Source organism: Gemmata palustris (assembly GCF_017939745.1).
Taxonomy (GTDB): domain Bacteria; phylum Planctomycetota; class Planctomycetia; order Gemmatales; family Gemmataceae; genus Gemmata; species Gemmata palustris.
Map to the genome: position 1 here is coordinate 1,623,932 of NZ_JAGKQQ010000001.1, position 22,047 is coordinate 1,645,978.

33 protein-coding genes and 1 pseudogene are annotated in these 22,047 nt (G+C 62.9%); 15 read left to right on the plus strand and 19 right to left on the minus strand.

The annotated features are described in order from the left end of the window. Positions 1 to 73: 73 nt before the first annotated feature. From dndD to J8F10_RS06550, 3 genes and pseudogenes are all read right to left on the minus strand, one after another. Positions 74 to 1,654, minus strand: a complete 1,581-nt coding sequence (dndD, locus tag J8F10_RS06540; RefSeq protein WP_315854081.1) for a DNA sulfur modification protein DndD — start codon at positions 1,652 to 1,654, stop codon at positions 74 to 76. Next, positions 1,594 to 2,067 (minus strand): annotated as a pseudogene (locus J8F10_RS38510) (AAA family ATPase); the annotation flags it as partial. The pseudogene J8F10_RS38510 and the gene dndD, both read right to left, overlap by 61 nt. Next, entirely contained in the window at positions 2,064 to 2,753 is a 690-nt protein-coding gene (locus J8F10_RS06550) for a hypothetical protein (protein ID WP_210653046.1), read from the minus strand. The pseudogene J8F10_RS38510 and the gene J8F10_RS06550, both read right to left, overlap by 4 nt. A 63-nt stretch (positions 2,754 to 2,816) precedes the next feature. Here J8F10_RS06550 and J8F10_RS06555 point away from each other — a divergent pair, with 63 nt between their 5' ends. Next, positions 2,817 to 3,341 (plus strand): hypothetical protein, encoded by a 525-nt coding sequence (locus J8F10_RS06555; protein WP_210653047.1) that lies wholly within the window; start codon positions 2,817 to 2,819, stop codon positions 3,339 to 3,341. Between the two features lie 11 nt (positions 3,342 to 3,352). Here the strand turns inward: J8F10_RS06555 and J8F10_RS06560 are convergent, their stop codons facing one another. Beyond that, complete coding sequence (locus tag J8F10_RS06560) at positions 3,353 to 3,661, minus strand: hypothetical protein (protein WP_210653048.1); 309 nt, start codon at positions 3,659 to 3,661, stop codon at positions 3,353 to 3,355. Between the two features lie 51 nt (positions 3,662 to 3,712). Continuing rightward, the gene (locus J8F10_RS06565; RefSeq protein WP_210653049.1) at positions 3,713 to 4,072 is read right to left on the minus strand and encodes a hypothetical protein; all 360 of its coding nucleotides are present in this window, start codon (positions 4,070 to 4,072) and stop codon (positions 3,713 to 3,715) included. A 361-nt stretch (positions 4,073 to 4,433) separates the two neighbouring features. Here J8F10_RS06565 and J8F10_RS06570 point away from each other — a divergent pair, with 361 nt between their 5' ends. Then, on the plus strand, positions 4,434 to 4,847 hold the full coding sequence (locus tag J8F10_RS06570) for a DUF6173 family protein (RefSeq protein ID WP_210653050.1): 414 nt from the start codon (positions 4,434 to 4,436) through the stop codon (positions 4,845 to 4,847). A gap of 62 nt (positions 4,848 to 4,909) precedes the next feature. On the opposite strand, the gene J8F10_RS06575 is transcribed toward J8F10_RS06570, so the two are convergent. The 7 genes from J8F10_RS06575 to J8F10_RS06605 are packed head-to-tail and all read right to left on the minus strand — an operon-like array spanning position 4,910 to position 7,039. Next, entirely contained in the window at positions 4,910 to 5,281 is a 372-nt protein-coding gene (locus J8F10_RS06575) for a hypothetical protein (protein ID WP_210653051.1), read from the minus strand. 38 nt (positions 5,282 to 5,319) lie between these two features. Further along, positions 5,320 to 5,577 carry a hypothetical protein gene (locus tag J8F10_RS06580; RefSeq protein ID WP_210653052.1) on the minus strand — a complete coding sequence of 86 codons (258 nt, stop codon included), beginning with the start codon at positions 5,575 to 5,577 and terminating at the stop codon, positions 5,320 to 5,322. After that, positions 5,574 to 5,870, minus strand: coding sequence for a hypothetical protein (locus J8F10_RS06585; RefSeq protein WP_210653053.1), 297 nt, complete (start codon positions 5,868 to 5,870; stop codon positions 5,574 to 5,576). The genes J8F10_RS06580 and J8F10_RS06585 overlap by 4 nt, the downstream gene beginning before the upstream one ends. Positions 5,871 to 5,922: 52 nt before the next feature. Then, the gene (locus tag J8F10_RS06590) at positions 5,923 to 6,135 is read right to left on the minus strand and encodes a hypothetical protein (protein ID WP_210653054.1); all 213 of its coding nucleotides are present in this window, start codon (positions 6,133 to 6,135) and stop codon (positions 5,923 to 5,925) included. Between the two features lie 19 nt (positions 6,136 to 6,154). After that, a complete protein-coding gene (locus tag J8F10_RS06595; protein ID WP_210653055.1) occupies positions 6,155 to 6,382 on the minus strand; it encodes a hypothetical protein in 228 nt (75 codons plus the stop codon). Between the two features lie 10 nt (positions 6,383 to 6,392). Beyond that, on the minus strand, positions 6,393 to 6,734 hold the full coding sequence (locus J8F10_RS06600; RefSeq protein ID WP_210653056.1) for a hypothetical protein: 342 nt from the start codon (positions 6,732 to 6,734) through the stop codon (positions 6,393 to 6,395). A 53-nt stretch (positions 6,735 to 6,787) separates the two neighbouring features. After that, positions 6,788 to 7,039 (minus strand): hypothetical protein, encoded by a 252-nt coding sequence (locus J8F10_RS06605; protein WP_210653057.1) that lies wholly within the window; start codon positions 7,037 to 7,039, stop codon positions 6,788 to 6,790. A 185-nt stretch (positions 7,040 to 7,224) separates the two neighbouring features. Here J8F10_RS06605 and J8F10_RS06610 point away from each other — a divergent pair, with 185 nt between their 5' ends. The 6 genes from J8F10_RS06610 (at position 7,225) to J8F10_RS06635 (ending at position 10,390) form a co-directional block, all read left to right on the plus strand. Continuing rightward, on the plus strand, positions 7,225 to 7,440 hold the full coding sequence (locus J8F10_RS06610) for a hypothetical protein (protein WP_210653058.1): 216 nt from the start codon (positions 7,225 to 7,227) through the stop codon (positions 7,438 to 7,440). Positions 7,441 to 7,608: 168 nt separating this feature from the next. Then, the gene (locus tag J8F10_RS06615) at positions 7,609 to 7,821 is read left to right on the plus strand and encodes a helix-turn-helix domain-containing protein (protein WP_210653059.1); all 213 of its coding nucleotides are present in this window, start codon (positions 7,609 to 7,611) and stop codon (positions 7,819 to 7,821) included. Between the two features lie 190 nt (positions 7,822 to 8,011). After that, positions 8,012 to 8,566 carry a sigma-70 family RNA polymerase sigma factor gene (locus J8F10_RS06620; protein ID WP_210653060.1) on the plus strand — a complete coding sequence of 185 codons (555 nt, stop codon included), beginning with the start codon at positions 8,012 to 8,014 and terminating at the stop codon, positions 8,564 to 8,566. Positions 8,567 to 8,710: 144 nt separating this feature from the next. Further along, a complete protein-coding gene (locus tag J8F10_RS06625; protein ID WP_210653061.1) occupies positions 8,711 to 9,241 on the plus strand; it encodes a hypothetical protein in 531 nt (176 codons plus the stop codon). 463 nt (positions 9,242 to 9,704) lie between these two features. Next, a complete protein-coding gene (locus J8F10_RS06630; RefSeq protein WP_210653062.1) occupies positions 9,705 to 9,956 on the plus strand; it encodes a hypothetical protein in 252 nt (83 codons plus the stop codon). Further along, positions 9,944 to 10,390, plus strand: coding sequence for a hypothetical protein (locus tag J8F10_RS06635; protein ID WP_210653063.1), 447 nt, complete (start codon positions 9,944 to 9,946; stop codon positions 10,388 to 10,390). Before J8F10_RS06630 ends, J8F10_RS06635 begins: the two co-directional genes overlap by 13 nt. A gap of 17 nt (positions 10,391 to 10,407) precedes the next feature. Here the strand turns inward: J8F10_RS06635 and J8F10_RS06640 are convergent, their stop codons facing one another. Together J8F10_RS06640 and J8F10_RS06645 are read right to left on the minus strand one after the other, a co-directional pair. Further along, positions 10,408 to 10,800: a hypothetical protein gene (locus J8F10_RS06640; protein ID WP_210653064.1), complete on the minus strand. Its 393-nt coding sequence runs from the start codon at positions 10,798 to 10,800 to the stop codon at positions 10,408 to 10,410. Continuing rightward, entirely contained in the window at positions 10,797 to 11,996 is a 1,200-nt protein-coding gene (locus J8F10_RS06645; protein WP_210653065.1) for a ParB/RepB/Spo0J family partition protein, read from the minus strand. Before J8F10_RS06645 ends, J8F10_RS06640 begins: the two co-directional genes overlap by 4 nt. A gap of 76 nt (positions 11,997 to 12,072) precedes the next feature. On the opposite strand from J8F10_RS06645, the gene J8F10_RS06650 reads away from it, so the two are divergent. Beyond that, a complete protein-coding gene (locus J8F10_RS06650; RefSeq protein WP_210653066.1) occupies positions 12,073 to 12,393 on the plus strand; it encodes a hypothetical protein in 321 nt (106 codons plus the stop codon). Positions 12,394 to 12,969: 576 nt separating this feature from the next. On the opposite strand, the gene J8F10_RS40675 is transcribed toward J8F10_RS06650, so the two are convergent. Then, positions 12,970 to 13,335: a DUF1580 domain-containing protein gene (locus tag J8F10_RS40675; protein ID WP_390891100.1), complete on the minus strand. Its 366-nt coding sequence runs from the start codon at positions 13,333 to 13,335 to the stop codon at positions 12,970 to 12,972. Positions 13,336 to 13,778: 443 nt separating this feature from the next. Between J8F10_RS40675 and J8F10_RS06660 the strand changes: the two genes are divergently transcribed. Beyond that, positions 13,779 to 14,300, plus strand: coding sequence for a hypothetical protein (locus J8F10_RS06660; RefSeq protein ID WP_210653068.1), 522 nt, complete (start codon positions 13,779 to 13,781; stop codon positions 14,298 to 14,300). On the opposite strand, the gene J8F10_RS06665 is transcribed toward J8F10_RS06660, so the two are convergent. The 3 genes from J8F10_RS06665 to J8F10_RS06675 all read right to left on the minus strand — a co-directional run bounded on the left by J8F10_RS06665 (position 14,297) and on the right by J8F10_RS06675 (position 16,367). Continuing rightward, positions 14,297 to 15,295 carry a hypothetical protein gene (locus J8F10_RS06665; protein WP_210653069.1) on the minus strand — a complete coding sequence of 333 codons (999 nt, stop codon included), beginning with the start codon at positions 15,293 to 15,295 and terminating at the stop codon, positions 14,297 to 14,299. The genes J8F10_RS06660 and J8F10_RS06665 overlap by 4 nt on opposite strands. A gap of 80 nt (positions 15,296 to 15,375) precedes the next feature. Beyond that, complete coding sequence (locus J8F10_RS06670; protein ID WP_210653070.1) at positions 15,376 to 15,846, minus strand: hypothetical protein; 471 nt, start codon at positions 15,844 to 15,846, stop codon at positions 15,376 to 15,378. An 11-nt stretch (positions 15,847 to 15,857) separates the two neighbouring features. Continuing rightward, entirely contained in the window at positions 15,858 to 16,367 is a 510-nt protein-coding gene (locus J8F10_RS06675; protein ID WP_210653071.1) for a hypothetical protein, read from the minus strand. A 78-nt stretch (positions 16,368 to 16,445) separates the two neighbouring features. Between J8F10_RS06675 and J8F10_RS06680 the strand changes: the two genes are divergently transcribed. The 5 genes from J8F10_RS06680 to J8F10_RS06700 are packed head-to-tail and all read left to right on the plus strand — an operon-like array spanning position 16,446 to position 20,671. Continuing rightward, positions 16,446 to 18,341: a hypothetical protein gene (locus tag J8F10_RS06680; protein ID WP_210653072.1), complete on the plus strand. Its 1,896-nt coding sequence runs from the start codon at positions 16,446 to 16,448 to the stop codon at positions 18,339 to 18,341. A 36-nt stretch (positions 18,342 to 18,377) separates the two neighbouring features. Next, positions 18,378 to 18,776, plus strand: a complete 399-nt coding sequence (locus J8F10_RS06685) for a hypothetical protein (protein ID WP_210653073.1) — start codon at positions 18,378 to 18,380, stop codon at positions 18,774 to 18,776. A 49-nt stretch (positions 18,777 to 18,825) separates the two neighbouring features. Then, entirely contained in the window at positions 18,826 to 19,239 is a 414-nt protein-coding gene (locus tag J8F10_RS06690; protein ID WP_210653074.1) for a hypothetical protein, read from the plus strand. A gap of 54 nt (positions 19,240 to 19,293) precedes the next feature. Beyond that, entirely contained in the window at positions 19,294 to 20,157 is an 864-nt protein-coding gene (locus J8F10_RS06695; RefSeq protein ID WP_210653075.1) for a hypothetical protein, read from the plus strand. Between the two features lie 37 nt (positions 20,158 to 20,194). Then, the gene (locus tag J8F10_RS06700; protein WP_210653076.1) at positions 20,195 to 20,671 is read left to right on the plus strand and encodes a hypothetical protein; all 477 of its coding nucleotides are present in this window, start codon (positions 20,195 to 20,197) and stop codon (positions 20,669 to 20,671) included. 60 nt (positions 20,672 to 20,731) lie between these two features. Here J8F10_RS06700 and J8F10_RS06705 read toward each other — a convergent pair whose 3' ends face one another. Then, a complete protein-coding gene (locus J8F10_RS06705) occupies positions 20,732 to 22,021 on the minus strand; it encodes a tyrosine-type recombinase/integrase (protein WP_210653077.1) in 1,290 nt (429 codons plus the stop codon). Positions 22,022 to 22,047 lie beyond the last annotated feature (26 nt).

Below are 22,047 nucleotides of genomic sequence, written 5' to 3' on the forward strand. Positions count from 1 at the left end.
GTCACTTAGCTTTGAGCCGCGAGAGCTGGTCCTTCCCTTGGGAAGAGACCCGAACTTGTTTAATGCTCATGGGTCATTCTTTCCAAAAGTAGCCTTCTTCGGCGACGGCAGAGTGTTCTTTCTCGTCGTGTCGCAAGTGGTACGCCCTCGCGAGGGCAGGCTGGAGCCTAGCGTAATACTCGCGATCGACTTCGGTGTCGGTCGAGAAAATGATCACCTGGTGACTCGCCTTCGGAAAATACCTGTCGATAAGGTTGGTGCGGTGCGCCGAGTCGAGACGTGCCATCGGGGTGTCCACCACCGCCGGGAGAGGCCGCGAGGAAGATCGCGCCAGCCCCCAGAGCATAGAAATCGTGAAGATTTGCTTTTCACCTTCGGAGAGCCGATCGCGCGACAGGGACGTTCCCCGCGAATCAAACAGCGTGACGGCAAAAGTGCTGGGTTCGATCTGGATTCGTTCGACGAGGCTTTCCTTGCGCAAAAGGTAACGGAACGAGTCAGTGATGAGGCCCGAAAGCCGGTCAATTTTCTTCTCGGTCGCTCGGCGCATGAACTCCGTCATCTTTTCTCGCGTCTGTGAGGCGAGGGCCGCCATCCGGACGTGATCCTCCTGCGCAAAACCTTCTTTCGCAGAAGTTCGCAAATGGTTGAGGAGCTTTTGCTCGGCGGTCTCGTGCGCCTGCTTTTTCTCCGCGATGTCAGAGTCGAGGTCGGCGGCTTGCTGGTCGAGTTTGGCAAGCTCTGTTGTCACCGTTTTGAGCCGCGACATTACCTCGCCGATATCCGTCTCGTTCGGGGTTGCAGCGAGCAGCCGCTCAAGGTCCTCTCGGTCCGTAATCGCCTGCTGCCACTGCTCGATCAAGAGCGCGGCTTGTTCGCTCAGTTCTTCGAGCCTCGACTCCCGTAGATGGGCCAGTTGCCCTCGTACTGAATCGTGGAGCGACACCCTCGTTTCGACAGCACCGCCCGGGGCGCGGCTCTCTCGATCTTCGGACATGAGCTTACTTAACACCGCTATCCGGGTGCGTGTGAACTCGGGGCTCTTTGCGAGGGCGGCAAGAAGCGATTCGTCGCGCTCAACGAGCAGGTTTCTGACGAAGGCCGACTCGGCGGCAACGCGTTCGAGCGCGTCTTGTTCCGCGACGGCCGCGAGCAGGTCCGGGAGCATGACGAGCGGGAGTTCGGAAGCCGAGAGCGAAAGAGGCTGAGTTTCCAGAGCCGAGCACTTCTGCCCAACTTCTGCGAGACTTGTGCGCCGCTCCTGCTGCTCCTCCCAGTGCCGCCCACCGACGAGCGAAAATTCCTCTTCAACTCCTTTTAGGGCCGCTTCTGCTTGCAGCCGGGCGTTTTCAAGGCTGGCTCGTTCCTGACGCGCGCGGCTCAGGTCGTCGCGGGCGGAATTCCTGGCCTGTTCCAAGTCCCCGACTTCGTTCGCCTTCCCCGGTTCTCCCGAGTGTTTGGCGAGTCGCGTTTGGAGGACAGAAGTGTCGGCGATGAGGCGCTCGACGACGTCCAGACCCAACAGCGCGCGGATCGCCGTCCCAAGGGTTTCGCTGCTCGTTGCGTCCTCAGCAGAGAGCGGATCTTCTCGCCATCGAAGAAAAATAGCTGCGAGATCTCGATCGGAACCAGCTCCTCCACGAGCTGCGACCACTGGCGGGTCAGTGCGGTGTCGACCACCCCGTCCTGAGCCACGTACAGATCCTCCTTGATCCGTCCGTCGTGGACGCGCCAGTCACGGCGCACCTCGTAGGAGTGTGGCTCGCCGTTTACCGCGAGCCGGAACGTGAGCGAGACCCCGGCACCAATTCCCGGAGGGACGGAGCTGTTGATGGACGCGCGCAGGAAATCGTCGTAAGATCGGCCCGCGCGCTTTGAGCACCGCGCGCGCGTGCCATAAAGGGCGAGCTGGATCGCGTCGAACAGGGTAGTCTTGCCCCCGCCATTCATGCCACCGAAGAGGACGATGGGGCGCATCAACCCGCCCCGTCCGCCGGGCCGCAGGTCAATCACCTGTCGTCCGCGGAAGAGGCAGAAGTTACTCACACAAAGTTCTTCGAGGATCATGGGCCGTCCGTGGGCTCGGGGATCTCCGATTGCTCGGGGAGGTCGATCACGTCCAACGACAACCGCTGTTGCCGTTCACTCAGGATTTTCACCGCCTCCTCTTCGCTTCCGTACAGGCCCGTCCGGAGCTTGTCCTCAAGCGCGTCGAAGACGCCGGCCCTCCGCGACATTCCGCGGTATTCGCGCTCGACTCCGAGGAGCGCGACTTGGAGGTCGAACAGCGCTTGGTCCCCGTTGCATATGTCCTTTAAGAGAGCCCAGTCGTCGGCGCCGAGAGAGTTCTCGTCGTCGTCGCGTTTGCAGAACGGGGCGCCAACTACCTCCTCGTAAATTTGAGGGAGACTATCGTCGAATTCGTGCTTCTCGTAAAGCCAAATGCGCCGGATCTCGTGCAATTCTTCGGGGGTGATCAGGTTCGCTTCGCGAAAATCCTCGGGACCGTTGGTGCGGATGCTCTGCTGCGCTTCTAGAAGCCGACGGAGCCAGCGTTCGCGCCACTCTTTGACGTAAGGCCCAGGGATCGATCTCCCGTGGAACAGTTGCACGCTTCCGTTCATCCGGCGGAAGTCTCGGCGGTCACGGTCGTCGGGCTTGTCCATCTCGTTGCGAAGTTCGAGGAGCGGTGTCATCCACTGCTTCTCTTCGTCGTTCTTGATCATCGCCTCCATCGACCGGTCCTTCTCCACGACCGTGCAGACCCAGCAGCCGACGCTTCACCGACGCGGACGCCAACGCCGACGGGTTCGTTGATGAGAGCGAGATCGCGAAGCGGAACCAGTCGGAATTGCAGCATCTCTTACGCGGCCGACCGCGACGGGGACGGCAAATTGAGCCGGGCGGAACTCGTCGCGTGGCTCAATTTGCAGGACCAAATCGCGGCGGGTCACGCGCTCCTCACGGTCCTTGATCACGGCGCGGGCCTGTTCGAGTTGCTCGACGTCGACCACGACGGGTCGCTGTCGGTTCCCGAGTTGCGGGGCGCGTGGGACCGCGTGAAGGGGGCCGGGTGTATCGCCTCGGATAGCCGATTCGATGCGGGGAAGCTCCCGCGCCAACTCATTTTGACCGTGAGCCGCGGGCACCCGATCAACCCGCTGGGATCGGCCCGGCGCGACGGTCCGGCGTGGTTCAAGGCAATGGACCGCAACGGCGACGGCTTTGTGTCGCGCCGCGAGTTCACGGGATCGGCCGAACTGTTCGACAAACTCGATCTGGACAAGGACGGGCTGCTCAGCCCCGAGGAGGCGAACAAGGCGGATAAGATGAAAAATTAACTCGTTCCCGGCTAATCCAATGTCGCGGCCAAAGTGCCCTGGGGAGCCGCGTACCCGAACAACTTCCGCAGTAGTGTGAGCGCTCGGTTCAAGTGCTCGTCGGTCATGCGGGCGAGGTCACGAGCGCTTCGTCCGCACCGGGAACACGGAGGCTCGGTAATCACACGGATCAACTCGCTCAGATCCTCCAGTTCGGCACGGCTCAATCGGTCGAACTCGATGTCCGTCGCGTCTAGGTTCGGCGTTGTATCGACCCGACCGCCCCGGCAGAGGCGTTCCTGGACGAAGCGCTCGAGTTTGGCCACGCGGTTCCGGCTCACGACTGCATCTCACGGTGGATTTGATGCGAATGGATACCCGCGCAGCGAATTTCAGGGCGGCCCGATCCGCGCGTTGAGCGCTCGCACGTGCTCGACATCCGCCCGGGTTTCGACGACGATCTCGTGAACTACCAGGATGTGGTGCTCACCACACTTCGGGCACCAGTCACAGTGCGGTGCCGGGAGAGGCGCCGGGCCATGCCCCGGACCCACGCGGTCATGTCGGCCCCTCACACCACAACGGGTCCGTCGAGCGCGGCCGCTTCCGGTGGTCGTGTCGCGGCCCGCGGGGTACCGCGCCCGGGCGGTTTCGGGATCGGCCCCGAGATGCACACGGGCCTTGCTCCACCACACGTAGTGCTGGTTCGTGGGCTTGTGGAATTTTAATTCGGGGACGCGGACCTTGGACATGCTGCAGCCTCCGTGCCTGCTTCGTGGGTAGTGACTACCCAAAAACCGGTCAGTCAGAAGGCCCGCACCGCGCGAGCGGGTTGAGCGTAAATCGCTCTCCGGCAAAGATTTGTATCAGTATGCCCGACAGGAGTTGAACCTGTAACCTTCGGCTCCGGAGGCTACCTGTGGAACTCCGTTCACCACTCGCAAAGGCCAGAGAAACTAGGGGAATCACACCCTTCTACCCCATCGCATCACTCGTTGCAAGTGGCTACAAACGCCATCAAGGAAATGCAGGGATTGTCCGTAGATCGCCATTCGCACATCTGGTAGATTATTGCGACGGTGTCCCAGATTCCGTAACTCTGTAGGGTTGGTTATGAACGACGAAATAAGGAGAGCTTTAGCCAGTGGCTTCACGCCTTCCTTTAATACTGACATGTTGAAAAATATTAAGCCATTAGCTCAACAAATTGCGGAGGTTAATTACGCAAGCAAATTTTACAAGCACCTTGGCGAGATGATCCGGGAATTCGACGCTCGCCTAGACGCCGAGCACGAGGTTGGGGCGAGGCTAGTAAACTTTGGTCCGTCGCTGACGTTCCACATCACCGGGCTCGGTTACCAAAATCCCTCACTGATTATTTTTTACGGCATAACGGAGGATGGCAACCCGATCGAGTTAATTCAGAATGTGAGCCAGATTAACGTGCTCTTGATGAAACTTCCGAAACTGGATCCGAGCAAGCCGAAACACAGATTTGGTTTCAAACCGCCCGGTGAAGAAGAGTGAGCGTGCGAACGAGGCCGGCGGAAGCGATCCGCCGGCCCTCTGCGTTTCAATGAGTGACCACTTCAGAACCGGCCCGGCCTGCGTTCGACCTTCGGCCGCTCGTCTCGCCCGATCTGTTCCCGCCGCTCTGATCGGAGGTGGGCAAGGAGTGGACGGGGAGGTTCGACGGGCGTGAACCCGTAGCGTCTCTCCAGCCACATGACCCACTCGGTGAGGGTGAGCAGGTGGCAGTGGATGTCGTCCGTCTCCCCGCCCTGGCAGCCGAACACGATGTCGCGTTTGATGGCCTCGGCGTGGAGCTTCTGGACCCGGCGGCGTTCCCGCTTCAGCACGGCGACGAGGCGGACCGCTGCGGCCACCCGCTCCGTTGGGGAGAGCGAGTAGAACGAGGCGAAGGCGTTGGGCGTGGGCGGGTTCATTAGAATCGTGGCCATGATGGGCTCTCGGTTTGGTGTCGTGTGAGGGAGTCGGTTCAGTCCCAATTTCTCCCGGAACGGGTCGCCTGACGCGGATCGCGGAGCATCCAGATGACCCGGACCAGTTCGGCGACGGCCAGCAGATCCATGTGCAGGTTCTCGATTTCGGTGAGTTCCGCGTTCTCGTGGCCCATGTTCTCCAGCGAGTCGCTGAGAGCGTTGATCCCATTGTTGACGAGCCACCAGAGGCGATCGGGTTTCAGCGTCCGTAACGCTTCCTCGCACCCGACCGGCGTCAGCTTCAGCGGGTTCATCTCCGGCCCCCGTTGCGGTTATTCGGGTCGATGACGATGTCGGCGTTCTCCAAGGGCATTTCGAGCATCCACGCGAACCGCAGCACTTCGGCGACGCGGTCCACCTTGTACCAGAGGTCTTCCGGGGTTCTCAGCCCGCGGTCGATGTGGAGCTGGAGCCCCTCGATCATGTCCGTGGCGGCCTGCTTGATGTCGCCCGCGTCGAACGACTTCAGGGCCGCGATCAGGTTCGCGTAGTCCGGGGTTGCGGTCGGTGCGGGCGTGGGTGCCCCCGCGACCGGTTCGGTCGTCATGGCAAAGTTCCTTGTGAGTGGGGGAAGTTGGATGAAGCCGGGGCCGTGCGATTCAGTCGCCCGTGGCGATCGTGAACCGGGTGCAGTCGAGGCAGGTGAACTCGCGGTTCGGCCCCGTGCCCGTGATGGTGGCGTCACCGCCGCACATGGGGCAGTTGAAGACCACCCCAACCACGGGCCGCTTCGGGTTGGTCTTCGGGTTCGGCCGCGGGGTGGTCGCGCGACCACTTTGCACGGTCGCCTTGCTCGTTGTGGCGTTCTTCATGATCGGTCCTCGGAATGGGTTAAGGGTTCGGCCAGTTGGTTGGTACCGCGAGAAAGTCCCCGTCGTCGAAGTGGATCGTGTAGCGTCGGGCCGCTCGGGTGATGATCCGCTCGGCTTCGGCCGGGCTCACCGACATGCGTCCGCGGCCGTCCTGGATGCGGACCATGAACGACCGCCGGAGCCAGCGACGCCACCGCACCACGTCGGTTCCGCGGGTGCTCCTCGGCGGGGGAATCCTGCGTGTCATGTTCGTGTCCTCAGAGCCAGCCGTTCGCGATGATCGTCGTCACCGCGTCGATGTGTTTGCAGTGGTGCCAGCGTGAGAACCCGCGGCACTCGCACCGGTGCTGCCGGCGATCGTTCGAGCAGAACACCGAGTACACCTCTTCCGTCGCGTCGGTGCCCTCGCCTGCGACCTTCTCCAGTCGGAACGCCCGGCCGTTCCAATCGGTCGGCAGTTCCACCACCGCGTAGGTGGTCGCGTCCCGCTTACCCCGGATCTCCACCACCCCGCACCCGGGGATGATGCCGGGGCTCCAGAGGAGCGTCATCTGCGGGCCTTCGTGCTTCGGCAGCAGGTCCGTGTAGGTCGCGGTCATCGGGCGGGTTCCCCGAAAGGGGACCGGGCAGTGAGCCCGGTCTGGGTGTGGGATCAGAAGGGGATGTCCGCGAGGGCCGGTTCGTCGGCCCGCACCCGCATGTCGTCCTTCCAGGCCGCCCGGTCGCGGCACCCGGCCCGCCACCCGTCGGCGAACAGCACCCGCTCTCGGGCGGTCAGGTCGCGGCCCAGGTTGAGCCGGACGAGCGTCATTGCCGTCACCCAGCCCGGCCCCTCCGAGCCGTAGCTGTGGCCGATCTCCCACTCAGAACCCATGAACTCGCGGTCCAGTTCGCTGCGGGTCATCTCAAGCCCTCCGTTCGGAACAGCCGGAACAACCATCACCACTGTCGATATGGTATACCAGTGGAATGCATGTGTCAATTTAGATGTGAAAAAATATCTGAGATGCAATCCAGTGGGAGCGAATAATAAAGTGGATCACTTCGAGGAGATGTTGCATGACGCCAGCGGTCGCCGATACTGGACGTATGGGACGAAAAAAGAAAACGGATGCTGCCAAGGCATCCCCAGAGACCTACCGCAAGCCGTACAAGCAGGCGAGAATTCGCATCACCCTAGCGAACATCGCCGAGGAGCGAGCTGCGGAGCTGGCTCAGGACTTCACGCAGTACGTGAACGACGCGGTTCGGATGCGGCTCGAGTCCGAAGGGAAGTGGCCCCCGAAGCCGAAGCCCGCGGGCTGAACGAGCTCACTTTTTGGGTTATCCCCACCTCACCCAACTCACCCTCATCCTCACCACCTCAACGCGCCTTCCCTTTTCGTGACCTCGCGCGTTACCTTCTTGCCCGCCCAGGCCACCGTGAGTGGCCCGGGGGCGTTCGTTTCTTGTCACCACGTTAGAGGTTTCGACATGCCGAGATTACCCCTGATCCCGCTACCCAAAGGCGACCGGTGGATGGACATCCGCGAGGTCGCAGCACTGTTCGGCGTGACACGGCAGACGATCCACCGGTGGTCGGACGAAGGCGAGATCACGGCGTACAAGCCCACGAAGAAGATGACGTACTACCGCAAGATCGACTTGAACAAGCTCCTCACGTCCCGCAACCTGCCGAACATCTGAACCACCAGTTCGACGCACATGAGTCCGTCACTTCTCCTGTTGAACGCCCTCCCTCGACCTCCTCCTCTTTTTCGACCAAGTGGTCGCGCGACCACTTCCCGGCTCCCACATTTCCACTCGGCTCGCATTGCACAGCCGTTCACACGCGGCGTAAAATGGGCCACACGATCCCACCTCCCCGGCTCATCCCATGCGTGCAACTCCCCAACCCTCCGATGCGGAACTGGCTCTACGTGCCCAGGCCGGCGACGGCGACGCGGCGAACCAACTCGTCACACGGTACCGGCTCCAGGTGTTCGACCAGACGTGGCGGCTCCGTCTGCCCGCGGGCGTCGAATTCGATGACGTGGCGAGTGTCGGGTTGTACACGCTGTGGAGGTGCGTCATGGCGTGGTCCCCGAGCGGGGGCGCGAACTTCCGCACATACGCCTGGACCGCGGTCAAGCGGTCGATATTCCGTGCGGTCGGCGAGCAAAAGGAAAAACTCGACCGGCAACCGGTCCAGGTGGACGAGGACGGAGACGACACGCTCGACCTCGTTCCGGCCCGCGAGCCCGTTGAGTTGCCCGCAGGTGTCAGCGAGTGGGTCAACGAATTGTCCGTCGTGGAACGCATCGTCGTGGAGAGGACGTTCGGACTGGACGGCACGCCCGACGAGCCGTCCAAAATTGGGAAACTGGTTGGGTTAAGCATTCATCAGGTCAAAACCGCCCGCTCGCGGGCAATGGCCACGCTCGGCCTGTAGTCACGTGACCACGCCGGGGTAGGGGCGGTCCGGCGAAGTTTTCGTGTCTATCCCGAAAGAGCCGCGACGCAGTGGCTTCGGTACGCTGCTACGATGGGGATAGGGGCAATTCGTTCACTTCTTCTGAATCAACCGGAAACTGCCATGCCGACCGGAGCCAGGACGCACGAGGAACGCGAGGGGCACTTGGAGATCATGGAGCAGGCCCTGCTCGATGGCCGGTCCGTGAAGGAAGTTGTTGCCGCCGCGGTTCAGAAGTTCGGGGTGAGCCAATCGACCGCGTATCAGGACGTCGATCTGATCCGCGACCGCTGGCGAGAGGAGGGCCAGAAGCACCAAGGGGCCGAGTTCGCGAAGGCCGTCAACCGGCGTGAGCGGCTCATCGGACGCGCCCTAAAGGTGGCGAGCAAGGCCGAGTCCAGCCCCGGGCAGGAGGCAACGGTGCTCAGTGCCATCAGCACTGCGGCGAGCCTCGAAAGGGACAAGTCGAAGCTGTTGGGACTGTACCCGGAGAAGAAGGTCTCGATCCGGGACGAGCGGCACCGCTCCGTGACGGACATGACCGACGAGGAGTTGCTCGCCATCGTCGCATCCGCCGCCGTGGTGTCCGATGATGAACTGGCGAGGATCGCCGGCGTGAAACTCGAACTGCCCGCAGCTTCCGTTGTGGGTTGAACCGCCGGGCACGAGGACAGGATGCAGCGTGCCAAGCGTGTGCGGCGGCTGCGTGAGAAGGGGCTGAGCACGCGGGCGATCGCGGACGCGGTGGGGGTAGATCAGGCGACGGTGAGACGAGACCTCAAAACAGGTGAGGCACATGCCTCACCTGAAGCCGAACCAAAAACGGAACCCGCTTCTGACCCGCCGAAGGTTCAGGGTCGGGACGGCAAGCAGTACGCGGCTTCCAGGCCGCAAAGGAAGCCGGTCGAAACCAGACCGGAACGAGCCGACCCGGAAGATCCCCGATGGGATCACACGTCATTGTCACAAGTCAAAATCGACCTAACCCAACGCCGCCGCAAGTCCGCCACACCTGTTCCGACAACCACATGCCCAGTTCGTAACCCACACGAACTGACACGACGATAACCTCTACTGGACGCGGGCAGGCAAGTCGGTCAAAATGGAGGGCATGAGTGTGGCACTTGAGAAGGAGCTGGAGACCTTCGACCGGGAACTTCCTGGCCTACTCATCAATCCAGCAAATGTGGGCCGGTACGTACTCATTGGAGGAAGCCCAGTCACCGTTGCTGGGGTCTACAAAACTGAAGAAGATGCGTTAGCCGCTGGATACGAAATGTTCGGTCTCGCAGCTGCTTTCCTCGCGAAGCGGATCTCGCCGCACGAGGAGCCGAAGTACTTTTCCCGGAACATCCGATGCCCACGGTGAGTGGCCCGATCGAATCAGGAGGGGCTGTCGTCGATGTCCTGATTGGCGTTCCATCGGTACGGGCCAAGAGGCTCCAGTCCAGCGGTTTTCCCATCCCACAAGCCGTTCACGTTCGCGTGTTGATTGATACCGGTGCCCACCAATCCGGCTTCTCACCCCGTGTGTTCCAAGCTCTCGATTTGCGCCCCATCGACCGGATTTCGATACTCACACCTTCTACTCCTCCTGATCGTCCCCATTTGTGCGACGTGCATCTCGTTGCCTTGGCGCTCGTCGCAAGCGGCCGCGCAAACCAGTTTCCTGAAACTCACGTTATCGAAACCGACTGTTGGCATCCTGCCGAAGGGATTGAGGGGCTAATCGGTCGCGATATCCTTGCCCGCTGCAATTTTTGGTACGTTGGGGTAGAGGGTACGTTCACGATTGCTTTCTGATCGTGACTGCATCACGATCACGCCGCGGTCTCGCTCTCGGCATCCACTTCCATCGTCATCGGCGCTCGCTTCGGCACTACGCTCGTAACGAACAGGTGCGGGTAGTCGATCCTCGCGGCCGGATGAATTCGATCCCACGATGAGCCACCTGAGCCGTCACCCTCGACACACAGTAGCGTCACGCCGTCGGGTATGAGATGGCCCGGGTGCAACTCCTCGATCCGCGGCGAATCCGATCGCCCACCCCACCACGTCCGGCCCGTTATCAGTGCCCTGAGCCCGGTCTGTAGTAGCACCATCGCGGGTCCGAGCGTCTCGGGAACGTCGCCCTCGAACTCAAGGGCGACCCCTTCGACGAACAGGCTCACGCCCGCGTCGGTGAGGGCCGCCCGAAGCTGCGTGGCCGTCACGAAACACCTCCACGGTCGCTGCTCACGATGCGGCCCCGCGGCTTCGACGGTGCGGGAGTTACGATGGGCGGCGGTTCGCTGGCCGTGGCTTCGGGGTGAACGCCCCACTCATCAATCAGCTTCTTCACGGAGTCGCCGAGCGTGTGCCAGTTGTGGCGGCTCAACCACCCGCAGTTGGCGACGCACACTTTGCACTTGCCGCCCGGGTGGTGCTCGCCCGCCGCATTCACATGCGGGCACACGCAGTAGGGAACGGCCGAAGCCACGTCTTGAGCGAACGTCTTGTAGTCATCTTCCAGGTTCGGGATCATCGGAGTTAAACCTGCTCCCCAACCGTTCCGCTCGCCGTTACGCCGGATCGCCTCGAGCCACTCGGTGTGATTCGCGCGTAGATTGGCGACGAATGCCCTACTCTCTTGGAATGCTAACGCGAGCTTGAAAGGCACCGTCCGCCCTTTGGCATCCTTCACAACCACGAAGCCCATCGGTTGGGTAATTGGGACTTGAGTCCCAATTACCGGTGACTCCTCCGCTGCGTTTGGTTTGGGGGATTCCCCAGAGGAACGCTTCAACGCGGCGGCGGCCTCTGCCTTCGGATCGACTGCCGTCGCGATTTGCTTACGCTCCTGGGCCGGTAGCTTCACGACCCGATCGGCCGTGGTCACGTCGAGCCGTCCCTCGCGGATCGGCTCGACCAGTTCGGGCGCGTTCTCGCGGACGTTCGCCGCCCTCTGGACCGACTTCCTCGATACCTCGAAATGCTGGGCAACCTCGGACCGGGTAATTGGGACTTGAGTCCCATTTGTTTTGGGCCGGCCCGGTCGCAGGTTCGTCAGTTCGGCCGCAATCATGGCCCGCTGGCTCTCGCTCAGGTTACGCCTGTGTATGTTCTTCGCGACGATCAACCTCAACACGTCCTCCTCGCTCATGTCCACCGTCGAGTACCGCGGCTCCACGCCCGCGATGCGGCAGGCCAGTTCGCGGTTGCGACCGTCGATTATCCGCCCGTCCGGAAGCCGCAAGATCACTTCCTCCTGGCCGTTGACCGCGATCGAGTCGGCCAGTTCTTGCAGCGGCACGTCCTCGATCCACGGAAAGAGATTTGCGGCCGGATGAGCTGAGCTGATGGGGAAGGTCATGCCCTTGAACTCCTTGTTCAGTGCAATGTCTGCAGCTTCGATTTGCGTGGTGTTCAACGTGCCGCTCCTTATGGTAAGTGGCGTAGGTGTGGTCTTGATCAGGCTGAGTGAGCCACTCGAATCGGCTCACACGATGGGTCAGGTTGTTTCCGGTGGCGAGCCGGCGAATCAGGCCAGCGTTTTCGATTTGGTGCAGGATGCGGCCGGCATGCTGTCGGCTACATCCGAGTGCGGAGCCCAGTTGCTGAGTACCGACATGGAATTCGCGTCCTGCTACCTCACCGGACAGGTGCCGCAGGATCGTGACTGCGAACTCGAACAGGCTTTGGGGCAGGCCATCAGCGGTCGCCAGTCGCACGGCTTGTGCGAAGGCACACGGGGCTTCCGGTTGGTGAGGTTCTCTTTCTTCAACCCTAAAGGCATGGGCCGTGGAAGCGTCCTGTTCCGTGGGTGAAGCGGTCCGATTGGTGCCGGTGCCAGTAACGCCACCACAAAATGTTGAGGTGCGTGTCGGTGAGTGGAAGCGTTGTCCCCAGAATGACCGTCGGGAGGCGATTGCCGGGCGGACGACCCGCTCCAAGCCCCAATGCCGGGACCGCCGACCAGCGAACCACTTCGACGCCATCGACACGACGCCCGCAAGCGGTGACCTCATGACCAGCAGTTCAAGTAACCGCTCGTCGGTCCCCGCCCAGAACGCGAACCCGCGGGCCAGAGCGAGCAAGGCGTGGTCCTGGTGCCGGTAGCTGTGCCGCCCGCAGTAGAGCTCGTGTAGCCGCTGCCCATGCCGGGACGCGAAGGCCGCAGCGAGGACCGCGTCCGCTCCACCGGGATACGAAGCGACAGGTTTTTTCGACGTGGTGTTCTCGGGCGGGCCGGCGAAGAGACCAAATCTTGCAAACGGATCTGGAAATCTTCTCCGATCGCGGAGGTGCGAGCGTAACATGAAATTGACTTCCTTGGTGCTTTGGTCGGCTCCGGGAGCATTGAGACGGCCGGGTTTGGCGACCCGGCCGTCTCGCTTTTCACATCACATACCAATCAAAACTGCGACTGCTGCCGCTTCGCGATCGCCGTTGGCATCAGCCACGTTCGCAACAGGCACTGCGTGACCCGCAGATTGGTTCTGAGCTTCGATGAATCGCGCCACCGCCTCCCGTGACGTCATCCAGGCGTGCCCGCACCGAACGGCCTCCAGCTTCACGCGGCCGTTCGGTGTCATCACACCTTCGCGTACCCACCTCCAGATGGTGGACGCTCGGACGGCTGCATGTTGTCGCAACGGCGGGAATAGCCGTGCCGCTCCACTCAGCGACAAAAGCGACTCCTGAAGAACACGGTTAACGAGTACCGCAGTGCTCATTGCGAACCTCTGCCTTAATGACCGGGCGTACATGGGCCTCTACCGAATAATAGGCTGGACCATTCGATCACTGGGTGGCTTCAGAAGGCCACGGAAACAGGCACTTGGCACGCAAGATGAGTCACGGCACACGCCCGCATGAAGGCTCAGCCAATCGCCGAGACACAAACCCTTGCGACAAACAGGTTTCGGAAGGCGACTGTCGATCAAACGCGGAAGGTGAAAGAATTTGGGGAAATCCCTGATTTGCAGACCGGGATTTTGAGCAGGTGTCCATTGTGGTCACGCGACCACTTTTAGCGGCGCACGGACTCCATCGGAAGAGCCTGAAAAACTCAACCCGGTGAGATTCAGAGTGGTCGCGCGACCACTTGCTCTAAGGGGCAAAATGACAATCGCCAGAGGTGTGAAAAAGTGTTCAGATTGCGGATCGGCGGGCGAATGGAGACACTGTGGGCATCTCAGGAGGGCTCAGAGTGGACGCGGATGAAGAGTACGAGGAGTTGATCGAGCGACGCAGAGCGAACCGCCAACGGAAGGCCCGGCGGTCCGCCGTTCTGGGAATAGTGGCGTTGCTGGTTCTTTCGGTCGTTGTCGTGGTGATCGTGATCGTCGCCATATCGGGCCGCGATGCGACGCACGCTAAGCGGCCGGCGGCCAATTCGGTAGAGCTGGCGAAAGACGGAGTCCCGCTCGATGATTGGACGCATCGAGATTTGGCGGAGCACCTGAAGAAGAAGGGCGTCGAAGTGGAGGTGAAGCACGGTGGCGCTTACGATCAACCCGGCCGACCGGCATCAGCCTTTTACAATCCCAAAGAAAACGCTGCGATAATCGTGTACCTCTGCTCTAGTGCGAAAGAAGCTAAGGAAGTGTCCGGTTCGATGGGTGAGGGTAGTTTCTCTTCCGAGCGCTTCGCCATCGGCTGCGGCATCAAGCGGGAAGAGAAGAACCTGATTCTGCTGGGCCGCGTTCGCAAGGCACTGACCGGGCGTTAGGGTAGTCTCCCGCCCGGACGAGACGTTCCGCTCGCGGCCCTGGCACGATCCATCAGCCGTCGCCCCTCGGCCGCGATCCTGGCGGCTTCCGCTTCGGCGGCCTGCATGGTTCCAGCCAGTCCTATTGCCTGCTCATCTTTCTTCTTCCACTCCTCGCGGGTAATCCACTCGTAAACGGTTTTGGCCACATCACTGAGCAGTTCCATCGCGGGTGTGATCGAGTCATTCAGTACAGTCAGAATGTCGTTCTTTACATTGGTGATCGTGTTTTCGAGCCCTTCGCTTGCGTCCTTGCGACGCTGGTCCGCATTCGACAGTGCCTCCGTGCTGGCCGCCTGTGCTCGGCCCTGCCGCATGCCCCGCATCGCGTCCTTGATGTCCGCCTGGGCAAAAATCACATCCATCTGGCCGCTCACGTCGCGGAGCTTCCGTGCCGCGGAGAGCTGCTCGTCGGTGGCCTGCACGATCGCCTTCCTAAACTCATTCAACCCCTGAACAACGCCGGCCACAACCGCGACCGGGCCTGCGAGTCGGGCCGCGGCACCGGACACCCCGCCGAGCCCGCCCATACCGGACGGCCCCTTGCCCCCGAGGAACGAACCGACGCCCTTCTGCCCGCCCTTGTACGCTCGCCCCAGCCGCCCGCCCTTGATCTTGTTGCCGATCCCGCCCCTCACGCGGCTCCAGAAGCTCTGAGAGGACTTCTTGCCCCGCCGCTTTCGGGTGGTGTTCTGCTGCTGCCCTTGACCGCCCTGTTGCTGCTGGTTCTGCTGTTGGGGGTTGTGGTGCGGGGCCGGGGCGGTTCCGGGTTGCGGTTGACGTAAAGGAGTACCGGCGGGCGGTTGTGCCGGTGCCGCTTGGGGCGTGGCCACGAGACCGGCGGGCATCGCCTGCGTCATGAGTTGCTGCGTGCCGGCCGCGATCGTGTTGGCGACGGTCGCCAACTTGACCTGCTTCTTCAGCTCGTCCAGCACGTCGTCGAGAGTCGCGGCCATTTCGTTACCTCACAGTGCCCGGGCAATTTCGGTCGCGATCCGGCCGGCGATCTTGTTCGCCCGCTTCTCGTACTGCCGCTCTACGTCTTCTCGATAGAACCAGAGCCCGCAGAGGAGCCGGTAGGGGAGTCGGGCGGCATCGAAGGTGAGGCCCGCGACGGCCAGTTCGAGAAAGGGCGGGCGTCTTCCGCGGCGGTGCTCATCCACACGAGCCAGTCCCCGAGCAACTTGAAGCTCGCCGCTTCGGTGAGCACGAACCCCATGAGTGGGTCGGGCGACTTCTGAACCCCGAATACCTCACGGGCCACCTTCACGAGTTTGGCCAGCGTGTCCTTCTGTTGCTGTCGCAGGTCGTCCACCACCGGGCCGGAGTCGCCCGCGAAACTGTGATCTTCCGCCAGGAACCCGAGCAGCGTCGTGTACTCGGGGCACAGCCGCTCGACTTCCCGGGCGATGACGAGCGGATCGGCGTACCGCGTCTTGGTACCGTCGTGGAAGCAGTAGACCGTCCTATGGCCCCGGGGCCACAGGCGGCGAATCCAGTTGAGCATGGGGATTAAACTCAGGAAAGGGATCGGGTCCAGAGCGGCGTGTCCTTGTTGGTAACGGCGGTGGCAGCCGCCCACGGGATCGCCTGGAACTCGATGCGGAACGGGTTGGCGGCACTCGCGAGCGTCGTGCCGTACCCGGGGCGGATGAAGCACTTGTTGAACGACCACGGTTCGTCGAACGGCGACTCGATCCCGACGCGGAACAGGTACCCGCCGGCACCGAGCACCAGACCGGCCGTGTTCGCCAACCCGGGCGTGGTCCGGTCGCCACGCCCTTGCAGCTTCTTGAACACGGCACGGTCCATCGCGATCAGGTTGACCACGATTCGGGCCGTCATGCTCATATCCTGCACGTCCTGCGGGGCTTCACCCGAGATGTCCGTGACGATGTCCTTCTTCAACTCGGTGATGTCGATCTGCACACCGCGGTCGGTGTACCCCAGCAACTCCAACGCCCCAGCGCTCCCGGTCCCGACCTGGACCCGGGCCGCACCGTTCACGCAGTACCCGTCAACGGCCATGATCGCCCCTCAAAAGTGGTCGCGCGACCACTCGGTCGCCATGAGATATAGTACGCAGACGGTCGCGTACTATATCTCATGAGCGTACTCACCGTTAACGGCATCCGGTTCCATCTCCTCAAAAGCGCTTCGGTACAGTTCGACACCAAGCGTGACTCGGTCGGCGGCACCGACGTGGTCTGCAATACGAGCACGATCCGGGCTCGGGGCATCGCGTCACTTCAGAGCACCATCCCGACGAACTCGGCCCTGTTGCTGGCCGACATCCGCCACATGCTGAACATGCCCCGGCGGTCGATCTACTACGAAGTGAACGGCGTCCCGATCATCCAGTGGCAACCGATCGACGGGCGGCCCGACGCAGATCTGGGGCCGAACCCGATCCAGCCGGCCACGATCACCGAAATCAACCCCGGCACGTTCTTCATCGACGTGGGGTACAAAATCTCGACTTACGACTGCGGAAACAACGCCCTGACTGATCCGGTAGTGAGTCTGCGATGGGAGCAGAGCGAATCGTTCGACGAGCTCAACTACTCGCACATCAGCACGCACGGGAAGCTGGTCGTCCGGGGCGATTTGCTCCAGTCCGCGGACAACTTCCGTGACCAAGTGACGCCGCCCATTCTCCCGGACTACAAGCGCAAATCCGCGAAGTACACGTTGCACCCGAACGGGACCGAGCTGGCGTTCTCGTTCGACGACATGGAGCAGGCTTACATGCCCCCGTTCCCGGCCCTCGACTGGAACGGGCGGTTTACGATCGAGTGCCCGAAGCCCGGGTTCCGGCGGACCGGGCGGGTCGAACTGACGCTCACCGGCCAGAAGGGGACGAGCCGCAAGGATCTGCTCAACGTCGCGATGTCGATGTGTTACAGCAAGCTTCGGAGCGAACGGTTCGAGAGCGTGCCAATGGCGTGGGGCTCGTTCAGCGAAGACCTCAAGTCGCCGTCCGTGCAGGTCGCGATGCAAGCACAACTCTCGCCCGTCGGCGGGTTCACGGCCGGGCTCATAGGTGCGGCGGCGGGGGCCGCAATTGCGGCGTTGGGCAAGCCACCCGGTCCGGCCGTCATGCCGTCGGTCGGGCAGATGCCCGGCATCCAGGAGGGGCGCCCCGGGCTCGCCCCGCCGATCCGCAAGCGGCTCACGGCACTGGTCGCCGCGGTGTTTAAAGACCCGTGTGCCGCGGCCGAAGTGATCGTGACCGAGTTGCGGTCCGCGAAGGGTGGCGACCAACCCAACCGGGAGATGCTGGCGGACGCCGAAACCCGGGCCGCCGGGTTCGAGTTGACCATTGGTGACACCACGTTATCGACCCGCGGGGCCACCGCGTACACCGACACGGCCCCCTACGAAACCTACGAGCTCACCTCGTCCTACGCCTTCGATACGGGCGTGGTGATGATGCCCGCGACTGGCGTCGGGCCGAACGGGAAGAAGGCCAAAGCCGTGACGGTACACGGCGGGGCCATGACGCTCGAAGTCGATTGGGTGGCGATGCGAACCGGTGCCCCGCCGGTGCTCCCCACGTTCGAGTCAAAAGACCCGAACTTCGTGCCCCTTCGCGGCGGGGTGACGGTGTCCAACGTCGAACTGTCCCCGGACGGGGTGATGCCGGTCCACAAAGTCGCCGGACACTACAGTTATGGCGTTATCGACCCGACAATCGTCTCGCTCGCGGCCCCGATCCCGCCGTTCCTGTCCCCGCAACTGCAGGACGTGTCGCTGAGCACGACCCGGAACTTCTCAGACGAGATCCTGTGGGCCGGGGCGCCCGTCAACCGGGGGCAGACGCCGTTCACGGGCGACGGGATACTCACCGGCGGGGGCCAGCCACAAGACCCGCTCAGTGGCGGAGCGAGACCGGCCGTGCCGGGTTCTGGTCTACAACAAGATCCGGGCAGCGGTGGCCTCCCCGGTCTCGGTTCCGGCTCCGGCGGCATCCTGGGCGGGAACCCGGTCGTGTACCCGTAAGTGGTCGCGTGACCACTCCCCCATACGAGGTGTCCCGTGCCGACCGAGCGTACAACCCGACCGGTACCGCCGAAGCTCGTGGAGATCTGGGAGCGGCTCGATGTTGAGCCGCTCCCAGAGTTCACGCAATCGATTCCGGGATTGGGGCTGCTCAACAAGAAGCGGCGGCTGGCCGCGTTGTGCTACGAACTTTCGGGGCGTGCCTGGGGCGGGCAGTTCTTACTTAGCGGGACACAAGCCGGCGTGCTCGCGGGCGTGGACCAGGGGACCATTTCCAATTGGCTCCGTGAGTTCGAGACGCTCCGGTTGATCGTTTGCGTTCGGAAGGGTGACCCCCGAAAAAGGATCGCGAGCGTGTATGTGTGGGTTCACCACACGACGACCGCAACCCGAGTTTTGAAGTACCGGAAGCCGTTGGAGCTGACGGCCCCGTGATCCCATACCCGTGAATAAGTGGTCGCGCGGCCACTTTGGAGGACAAAGCATGTTGCCGAACGATCTGACCGCGACGCCGTACTACCACGAGCGGGCGATGGAGATCATGCGTGAGAGCCAGGGCACGCTCTCCTACGACCAGTCCGCCGAGCGAGCACAGGAGCAGCTCCGTAGCGGGAGCAGTGTGGCCCGGCGATCCGCGGCACCGACCGAGCAGGCGACCCGCCCGAGCGCGACGCGAACGGTCAACCCCAAGGACGTGACGAACTACATGATCGACCACGGAACCACTTACGACGTCGCGTTGGAAGCGGTGAGGGAGGGCAAGGGCAGCTCGGGCTCATTGGACGACGTGCTGGCGAAGTTGTCGGGAACGCCCGCGAATCACGAGGCCGCGGTTACGTACATGCTCCAGAGCGGTGTCAGTTACGACGCGGCCTGCGCCCACGTCGGTTGCCGGTAACTTCGGTGTGGTCGCGTGACCACTTCACGCAACTCCTTCACGGATCGATTTCACATGCCGACCACGGAACCTACCGTCACTACTCCAGCCGATCCGCTCCGGTCGTTCGAGTGTACCCCGAGGTACGTCTACGACCTCAACTCCGGGGGCAACCCCTGGCTCGGGATCGTGGTACATCAGCCAACCGATGAGGGCAAGCGTGCCGCCGCCCGTCTCAAGCAGGACGGTTTAGGGGCGTGCCGAGAGGTGCTGACGCGGACCCGTGAAGAGTTCTTCGCCACGGGGCCGGGCCGGGAACTCCGGGACAAGGAAGAGAAGCTCCGCGAGGCCGAGCGATCGGTGGCGGACGCGAACCGGGCGGTCGAACAGCTCCGCGAGCAGTGGAAGATCTCGGTCGCCGCCGACGCGATGAAGGACGTGACCGCGTTGGAGGGGAAGATCGACCAGCACGAGAAGACGCTGGCCCGGCTGAGGGTTAGGGTTCCGGTCCTGCGTGAGGAAGTGGCGAAGGCCCAGCGGGACGCCGCCAACCAGTTGTTTGCCCTGATCCGCGAGGCCAACGCCGGGTACAAGCGGTCCGCCGATCAGCGTGTCGAGGAGGCCCGAGTTGCTCTCACGGCCGCGGTGAACACCGCGTGGGCGGAATGGGTTCAGGCCAACGCCGAGGCGGGCGGGGTAGTGGCGGACCCGGGCGAGTTGATGCGGATGGCGTCGGCCGCGAGCGAGGTGCCGCCGGCCAAAGACGTTGACCGTTCGACGATGCCCGACCTCCTGCCCCTGCCGCCACCCGCCCCGCCCCGACAGACGACCCTCTTTCCGTGGTTGAAGAAGCCGGACGACGCCGGTGAGCGGGCACACGATGTACCAAATCCGGGTGTCCTCGACACGGACGAGAAGCTGGTGAAGCACGAGCTGTGAACGGTGGCGAAGTGTCCCCTCAACCCGAACCTCGAAGGTGAAACCGGTGGATAAGTACAAGGTGACCGCGGCAGTCGGCTGGTACAAGAACCTGACCGCGATCGCGATCACGCCGCCCCCGTTCATCGCGGAGAAGTTGGACCGTCAGTACCGCCAGGGCGAGGAGGGGCCGGCGTGGTTCGGGTACCGGCTCTTCAGGGCCGGCTCCGCGGAACCGGAAGTCAACCTGACGAACCTCTCGTCCACGCACCCGCCGGAACTGTTCGATGAGACCGGTTGGCTCTTGGCCGAGTGCCAGAAGCCGGACGTAGCTCGTATCGAGGTACTGTTCTGGAACCCGGCCGCGGCGAAGGGGCTCGGGCTCGAGAAGCGGCTCCCCGCCCGGTCCCATGTCGGTGAACCGCTGGCCGTTCTGTCGGCGTTCACGAACGCGGTGGCGGACTCGCTGCACCCGCCCGGCCCGGATGCAACCTCGTGCGAGTGGGCCGTGCTGGAAGTGACACCGGCGAAGTGATCCACCGCTGTCGGTCGGTGTGGGCGGGGCGGTCGCTGATCAGCGACCGCCCCGTTCTGTTTACCCGATCCGCTCGACGGCCTCGAGGATCTTCACGAGATCACGCTCGGCGTAGATCTCGGTCGTGAACCCGTGCTTGTGACCGAGGGCGAGCCGGGCCATCTCCACACCGAATTCCTTCCTCATCGCCGTGGCCGCGTTGTGCCGTAAGCGGTGCGGGGACCACGACGGCAGAAACACCACCTCATTGAACGCCGACACGTCCGCGGCCGGGCTCTCGCTCTTGGCTCTCTCGACGGCCGCCATCCGACCCTTCTGATCCGCCTTACGCCGGGCGTACTCGATCGCCATCCGGTAGCTGTCCGCCGTGTAGCAGTCGCCCTTCGGCCGCTTCGGGTTCGCCTTCCGCTTCTTGGCGTTGGCCCTCATGTGCGACGGCCACCGGTGCGTCTTCCGGGTCTCCGTGCGTTCCGAGTTGCGGTCGCCTTCCGCTTCCTTCGGGCTGAATAGGTACGTGTCGGGATCGTCCCGGAGCCACGGCAGTAGAACCGCCTGGGCCTTCGGGCCGATGTAGATCTCGCGAGTCCGCCCCTTGTGTTCCGTCTTGTGGTGTTCCGGTTTGTACACCCACACCCGCCCCGTCCGGTCGATGTCCCGGCCGCGGATGAGCACGGCCTCGCCCGGGCGTGCCCCGGTGTGGATCTGGAACCGCACCAGGGCGGCGACCTGACGCGACAGGAACGGGACCGTGGCTTCGATCCACTCGTCGGGGACCGGCTTTACCGGTCCCGTCTCGCGGACGCCGCCCTCACCCTTCCGAATGGCGGGCACCGCGGACAAGGCGTGAATCACGGACGCCGGGCACAGCTCTTCCGCGACGGCCCAGCGGAACGCCCGCTTCAGTCGGTTCGCTTGTTTGTTGCAGTACGATCGGGACCAACCCTTCTCGATCATCTTGGCCCGGACCTGCTTCAGTGCCTTCGGCCCGAATCCGGTGGCCGGCAACGGACCGAACAGGTTTGAGAGAACCCGGCAGGCGTCTTTGATGCCCTTCACCTCGGCGCTGGGCTTGCCCTTCCGACGGGTGGCGTAGTGCCCCTCTGCGTACCGCACGAACTCCAAGATGATCTTGTTGACGGTGACGGGTGGCGGGGCCGCGGTGACCGCGTCGGGCAAACGACGCCCGTTCGCGAGCCACCTCGCGATGACGGCGTCGTACTCGGCTCGGACGGCCGGCGGGGATTTTTTCTGGTCGCGGGACCAGAATCCGAGGTAGTGCTCTTTGCCGTTGAGGGTGACGTAGCCCTGTTCGCTGCCTTTGTGATGGCAGAGCTTCGGAGTGTGGTTCATAGGTGCGATGGGACGGTGTGAAACCG

Excerpts from the sequence above, each read along its gene's own strand:
- J8F10_RS06585 (WP_210653053.1), bottom strand. The coding sequence starts at position 5,870 with ATGACGACCGAACCGGTCGCGGGGGCACCCACGCCCGCACCGACCGCA.
- J8F10_RS06570 (WP_210653050.1), top strand. The coding sequence starts at position 4,434 with ATGAACGACGAAATAAGGAGAGCTTTAGCCAGTGGCTTCACGCCTTCC.
- J8F10_RS06620 (WP_210653060.1), top strand. The coding sequence starts at position 8,012 with ATGCGTGCAACTCCCCAACCCTCCGATGCGGAACTGGCTCTACGTGCC.
- J8F10_RS06590 (WP_210653054.1), bottom strand. The coding sequence starts at position 6,135 with ATGAAGAACGCCACAACGAGCAAGGCGACCGTGCAAAGTGGTCGCGCG.
- J8F10_RS06565 (WP_210653049.1), bottom strand. The coding sequence starts at position 4,072 with ATGTCCAAGGTCCGCGTCCCCGAATTAAAATTCCACAAGCCCACGAAC.
- J8F10_RS06680 (WP_210653072.1), top strand. The coding sequence starts at position 16,446 with ATGAGCGTACTCACCGTTAACGGCATCCGGTTCCATCTCCTCAAAAGC.
- J8F10_RS06610 (WP_210653058.1), top strand. The coding sequence starts at position 7,225 with ATGGGACGAAAAAAGAAAACGGATGCTGCCAAGGCATCCCCAGAGACC.
- J8F10_RS06705 (WP_210653077.1), bottom strand. The coding sequence starts at position 22,021 with ATGAACCACACTCCGAAGCTCTGCCATCACAAAGGCAGCGAACAGGGC.
- J8F10_RS06690 (WP_210653074.1), top strand. The coding sequence starts at position 18,826 with ATGTTGCCGAACGATCTGACCGCGACGCCGTACTACCACGAGCGGGCG.
- J8F10_RS06625 (WP_210653061.1), top strand. The coding sequence starts at position 8,711 with ATGCCGACCGGAGCCAGGACGCACGAGGAACGCGAGGGGCACTTGGAG.
- J8F10_RS06675 (WP_210653071.1), bottom strand. The coding sequence starts at position 16,367 with ATGGCCGTTGACGGGTACTGCGTGAACGGTGCGGCCCGGGTCCAGGTC.
- J8F10_RS06665 (WP_210653069.1), bottom strand. The coding sequence starts at position 15,295 with ATGGCCGCGACTCTCGACGACGTGCTGGACGAGCTGAAGAAGCAGGTC.
- J8F10_RS06605 (WP_210653057.1), bottom strand. The coding sequence starts at position 7,039 with ATGACCCGCAGCGAACTGGACCGCGAGTTCATGGGTTCTGAGTGGGAG.
- J8F10_RS06695 (WP_210653075.1), top strand. The coding sequence starts at position 19,294 with ATGCCGACCACGGAACCTACCGTCACTACTCCAGCCGATCCGCTCCGG.
- J8F10_RS06575 (WP_210653051.1), bottom strand. The coding sequence starts at position 5,281 with ATGGCCACGATTCTAATGAACCCGCCCACGCCCAACGCCTTCGCCTCG.
- J8F10_RS06650 (WP_210653066.1), top strand. The coding sequence starts at position 12,073 with ATGGGTCAGGTTGTTTCCGGTGGCGAGCCGGCGAATCAGGCCAGCGTT.
- J8F10_RS06600 (WP_210653056.1), bottom strand. The coding sequence starts at position 6,734 with ATGACCGCGACCTACACGGACCTGCTGCCGAAGCACGAAGGCCCGCAG.
- J8F10_RS06580 (WP_210653052.1), bottom strand. The coding sequence starts at position 5,577 with ATGAACCCGCTGAAGCTGACGCCGGTCGGGTGCGAGGAAGCGTTACGG.
- J8F10_RS06670 (WP_210653070.1), bottom strand. The coding sequence starts at position 15,846 with ATGCTCAACTGGATTCGCCGCCTGTGGCCCCGGGGCCATAGGACGGTC.
- J8F10_RS06595 (WP_210653055.1), bottom strand. The coding sequence starts at position 6,382 with ATGACACGCAGGATTCCCCCGCCGAGGAGCACCCGCGGAACCGACGTG.
- J8F10_RS40675 (WP_390891100.1), bottom strand. The coding sequence starts at position 13,335 with ATGTACGCCCGGTCATTAAGGCAGAGGTTCGCAATGAGCACTGCGGTA.
- J8F10_RS06615 (WP_210653059.1), top strand. The coding sequence starts at position 7,609 with ATGCCGAGATTACCCCTGATCCCGCTACCCAAAGGCGACCGGTGGATG.
- J8F10_RS06555 (WP_210653047.1), top strand. The coding sequence starts at position 2,817 with ATGAGAGCGAGATCGCGAAGCGGAACCAGTCGGAATTGCAGCATCTCT.
- J8F10_RS06635 (WP_210653063.1), top strand. The coding sequence starts at position 9,944 with ATGCCCACGGTGAGTGGCCCGATCGAATCAGGAGGGGCTGTCGTCGAT.